Annotated in this window: 6 protein-coding genes; 5 read left to right on the forward strand and 1 reads right to left on the reverse strand. The window is 77.7% G+C overall.

Going from position 1 to position 4,456, the window contains the following annotated elements:
* The 5 genes from ACOJUF_RS19855 to ACOJUF_RS19875 form a co-directional block, all read left to right on the forward strand.
* Nucleotides 1-744 (forward strand): type II secretion system F family protein (locus tag ACOJUF_RS19855; RefSeq protein WP_420123546.1); only part of this gene is annotated, 744 nt, incomplete at its 5' end.
* Nucleotides 741-1,496, forward strand: a complete 756-nt coding sequence (locus ACOJUF_RS19860) for a type II secretion system F family protein (protein ID WP_420123547.1) — start codon at nucleotides 741-743, stop codon at nucleotides 1,494-1,496. The genes ACOJUF_RS19855 and ACOJUF_RS19860, both read left to right, overlap by 4 nt.
* Nucleotides 1,497-1,621: 125 nt before the next feature.
* Nucleotides 1,622-1,993: a DUF4244 domain-containing protein gene (locus tag ACOJUF_RS19865; protein ID WP_420123548.1), complete on the forward strand. Its 372-nt coding sequence runs from the start codon at nucleotides 1,622-1,624 to the stop codon at nucleotides 1,991-1,993.
* A gap of 167 nt (nucleotides 1,994-2,160) precedes the next feature.
* Nucleotides 2,161-2,481 (forward strand): TadE family type IV pilus minor pilin, encoded by a 321-nt coding sequence (locus ACOJUF_RS19870; protein WP_420123549.1) that lies wholly within the window; start codon nucleotides 2,161-2,163, stop codon nucleotides 2,479-2,481.
* The gene (locus tag ACOJUF_RS19875) at nucleotides 2,478-2,903 is read left to right on the forward strand and encodes an Rv3654c family TadE-like protein (protein ID WP_420123550.1); all 426 of its coding nucleotides are present in this window, start codon (nucleotides 2,478-2,480) and stop codon (nucleotides 2,901-2,903) included. Before ACOJUF_RS19870 ends, ACOJUF_RS19875 begins: the two co-directional genes overlap by 4 nt.
* A 146-nt stretch (nucleotides 2,904-3,049) precedes the next feature.
* Here the strand turns inward: ACOJUF_RS19875 and ACOJUF_RS19880 are convergent.
* A partial coding sequence (locus ACOJUF_RS19880) for a Zn-binding domain-containing protein (protein WP_420123551.1) occupies nucleotides 3,050-4,456 on the reverse strand: 1,407 nt, incomplete at its 5' end.

A 4,456-nucleotide genomic window follows, 5' to 3' on the forward strand; every position in this document is an offset into this window, starting at 1 on the left:
GCGGCGCCCCGGACGGGGCCGGTGGGCCGCCGGCGGCGCCGTCGGGGGGTCCGGCCCCGGGGCTCGCCCGCCCGGCTCGTGGTCGTCCTGGTCGCCGCCGTGGGGGTGCCTGCGGCGCTCGTCCTGGCCGGGCCGGCGGCAGCGCCGGCCGCGGCCATGCTCGGCGGCACCGGATACCTGCTCGGCCGCCGGTTGGTGGCCGAGCGCCGTCGCCGCCGCGCCCTGCCGGAGGTGCTGCGCGGACTGCGGGCGCTCACGCGGGAGCTGCGGGCCGGCGCCGATCCGGTGACCGCGGTGGATGGCGCCGCCCGCGCCGGCCACGGTGCCGGGGCGGAGGTGTTGGGCCGCCTGCTGGTGGTGATGCGCGCCGGGAGCGGAGCCGGGCCGGTGGATGCGACCGCCGAGGGCGGACCGGCCGGGCGAGTGCTGGACGCCCTGTGCTCGGGGTGGGTGCTCAGCCGGGAGCACGGGGTCGCGTTCGGGCGAGTGGTGTCCGGCATCGCCGATCAGCTGTCCGACGAGGTGGCCGCGGAGCAGGAGCGGATGTCCCAGTTGGCCGGGCCCCGGATGTCGGGCTACGTGATGGCCGGGTTGCCGCTCATGGGGCTGCTGCTCGGCGCGGGCATGGGAGTCGATCCGGTGCAGGTGCTGACGGGATCCGAGGCCGGCCGCCTGCTGCTCCTGGTCGGGGTGGCGCTGATGTGCGGTGGACTGCTGTGGTCGGCCCGGATCGTGGGCCGATGACGGTCTGGCTCTCACCGGGGTGGCCGGGGACGACGGCGGCCGCGCTGGCCGCGCTCGCCGTGGCGGCCGCGATCGTGCTGCTGCCCGATCCGCTTCGGGTGCCCCGGCCGGCGGCCGAGGGTCCTCCGGCCGATCCCCGGTGGCAACCGCTGATCGTGCCGGGGGGCGTCGTCCTGGCCGGTGCGCTGATTGCGCCGGCGTGGTGGTGGCTGGCGCTGCTGGTTGGCGCGGCGGTCCTGGCGGGCCGGCGGTGGGCGTCGGCCCGGGGATCCCCCCGCCGGCGGGCCGCGCGGCGCGCTCTGCTCGTCGGCCACGCCGAGTTGCTGGCGGCCGGGCTGGATTCGGGATTGACGATGGCGGTGTCCCTGCGGGCGGTCGGCGATGCGATGCGGATCCGGCCGCTGCCCGACGGGAGCGGTGACCTGCTCGCGGTGCTGGACGCGGTCGCCGCCATGCTCGCGCTCGGGGCCGACGCCGAGACCGCCTGGCGGGTCGCCGATGCCGACGAGGACCTGGCTCCGCTGGCGGCCGCCGCGCGGCGGTCGGCGACCGGCGGCACCACGCTGGCCGATGCGGTCCGGGAACACGGCCGGCAGGTACGGGAGGAGGTCCGGCAGGACGCCGCCCGGTCGGCCGGTCGGGCGGGTGTCGCGATGACCGCGCCGCTGGGGGTGTGCTTCCTGCCGGCGTTCCTGTGCCTGGGTCTCGCCCCGGTGGTGCTGGGCCTGTTGGCGTCGTTGAGCATCTTCTGACCCCGCCGTTTGTCCACATGTCCGGATTCCGTCCACACTGCGCCGCAACCGATGTCGCTCGATGTCGCCTTCGATCAGGCTGGGACGGCCGGGGCAGGGCGTCCCGGGTCGAGACGGAGGTCGGGATGCTGCAGCTGGTTTCGTTGATCAAGCAGGGAGGCGTCGACCGGACCGGTGCGGGCGCCGATCCGGGGCCGGGGCCCAGCGAGCCGGCCGGCCGGCACCCGGCGTCCCTCGCCGGTCCGATCGGTCCGATCGGGCCGGCCGCCCCGACCGGTCCGGTCGATCCGGTCGATCCGGCCGTCCCGGTCGGCCGGTCGGGTGCGGCGGGGTCGCCGCCGGACGATCGGTCGGACGCGGGAATGAGCACCGTCGAGTACGCCGTCGGGACCGTCGCGGCGGCCGCGTTCGCCGCCGTGCTGTATCAGATCGTCACCGGCGGATCGGTTCTCGCCGGCTTGACGGAGCTGATCAACCGGGCGATGTCGCTGTTCTGACGATGGATGGCGGCGCGGCGTCACGACCCGGCCGGCCGGCCGTCGGACCGGCGGGTGACCGGTCCATCCGGCGGTCCGGTGCCCGGGACTCCGGTCCGGCGGCGGGCGCGGCGATCCACCCCGCCGGCGACCGCCGCCGGACGGGCCGGGCCGGCGATCGGGGCAGCGTGACGATCGAGGCGGCCGTCGGGTTGGCCGTGCTGGCGCTGGTGTTGGCGGCCTGCCTGGCCGGGATCGCGTGCCTGCTGGCCCAACTGCGGTGCGCCGACGCGGCCCGCGAGGCGGCGCGGCTGGCGGCCCGGGGGGACGATTCCAGTGCGGCACAGGCGGTGTCGGCGCTGGCGCCGTCCGGGGCGCAGTGGTCGGTCGAGAGTGGGGAGGTGGTCACCGTCACGGTCACCGTGGCTCCCGCCGGCGGGTTGCTGCCCGGGGTGGTGATCTCCGCGTCCGCGGCGGCGGCGCGGGAAGCCTCCGGGCGGCCGCCGTGAGCGCCGAGCCGGATCGGTACCGGGTGGCCGGCCCCGTCCGGCCGGGCGGCGGCACGCCCGGCGGTCCGGAGGCGGACGAGGGCGCGGCCACGGTGCTGGCCTGTGTCGGGGTGATGGTGCTGCTGCTGGTGACCGGGGTGGCCGTGCACGTCGGGGCGGCGATGCTGGCCCGGCAGCGGGCCGAGACCGCGGCCGATCTGGCCGCCCTGGCCGGGGCGGGGCAGGTGGTGCGCGGAGCCGAGACCGCCTGCGCCGTGGCCGGGATCGTGGCTCGGGCCAACGCGGCCGAGCTGACGGGCTGCCGCACGGACGGGCTCGACCTGTTGGTCGAGGTCGCCGTCGACGTCGGCGGACCGCTGGGTGGGGCCGCCGCCGGGCGGGCCCGGGCCGGTCCGGTGGCGCAGATCGGAGGTCCGGGCTGAGAACCGTGCGGGGGGCGTGATCGGCCCGCGCGCCGACGGACCCGTCCGTCCCGCCCCGCCCGCCGACCGAGCCCGTCGGTGCCGCTCGGTGTCGCTCGATGTCGCTCGGTGTCGCTCGATGTCCTTGGCGGGCGCGGCCGACGCCGTCACGAACGGGCCAGGGCGTCCGCCATCAGGCCCAGCACCGCCGCGGCGCCGACCTTGTCCAGCGGGTGGTTGCCGCTGCCGCAGTGGGCCGACTGCACGCAGGCCGGGCAGCCCGCCTCGCAGCAGCAGGCCAGCACGGCGTCCCGGGCCGCGGTGAGCCAGGGCCGCATCGCCTCGTGCGCGCGGTCGGCGAACCCGGCCCCGCCGGGGTAGCCGTCGTGGACCAGCACGGTGGGGGCGCCGGTGTCCGGGTGGGGGACGGCGGACAGGCCGCCGACGTCCATCCGGTCGCACCCGGCGACCAGAGGCAGCAAGGCGATGGCCGCGTGCTCGGCCGCGTGCAGGGCCCCCGCGACCGCGGCGTCCCGCACGCCGGCGCGGCGCAGCGCGTCCGGCTCGATCGCGAACCAGACGGCGCGGGTCGGCAGGGTGTGCCGCGGGAGATCGAGCGCGACCTGGTCGAGCACCTCACCGGTCGGACGCCGGCGCAGGTAGCCGATCACCTGCGTGGTCAGCTCGACCGGCCCGACCCCGACCCGCACGCCGGCCGCGGGTGAACGGATCAGCTGCCCCTCGCCGAGGTAGGCGGTCGACACCGACCGGGGCACGGTGGTCCAGGCCGGCCGGTCGGCGCGGACCGCCGCGATCCCGGTCTCCAGGTCCAGCTCGTCGACCACATAGCTCTCGCCCCGGTGCAGGTGCACCGCCCCGGGATGGACGGCGGCCGGCGCCCGGTGGGCGTCGACGGTGCCCAGCAGGCGGCCGCTGGCCCGGTCCACCACCGCGATCTGGTGAGCGCCCGACCCGCGCAGGCTGACCTGCTCCGCCGGATGGCCCGGGTTCGCCCAGAAGACGCCGCCGGGCCGCCGGCGCAGCACCCGGCGCGCCACCAGCTCGTCCAGCACGCGCCGGGCCGGTGCGCCGCCGAACACCTCGAGGTCGTCCTCGGTCAGATGGTGCTCGGCGGCGGCGCACGTCAGGTGCGGGCCGAGCAGGAAGGGGTTCGTCGGGTCGATGACCGTCGATTCGACCGGCCGGTCGAAGACCGCCTCGGGATGCCGGACCAGGTAGGCGTCCAGCGGATCCTCACGGGCGACGAAGACCACCAGGGCCGGGCCCCCGGCCGCGCCCCGCCGCCCGGCGCGCCCCGCCTGCTGCCACAGCGCGGCCAGCGTGCCGGGGTAGCCGGTGATGACGGCGGCATCCAGGCCGGCGATGTCGATGCCCAGTTCCAGGGCGTTGGTGCTGGCCAGCCCGAGCAGCTCGCCGGAGTCCAGGGCCCGTTCCAGGTCGCGCCGGTCCTCGGGCAGGTAGCCGCCGCGGTAGGCGGCCACCCGCTGCTCGAGCTCGGGCGCGGTCCGCCGCAGGTGACGCCGCGCGGCCACCGCCACCTGCTCGGCACCCTG

This window comes from Nakamurella sp., assembly GCF_048594475.1.
Taxonomy (GTDB): Bacteria; Actinomycetota; Actinomycetes; order Mycobacteriales; family Nakamurellaceae; genus Nakamurella.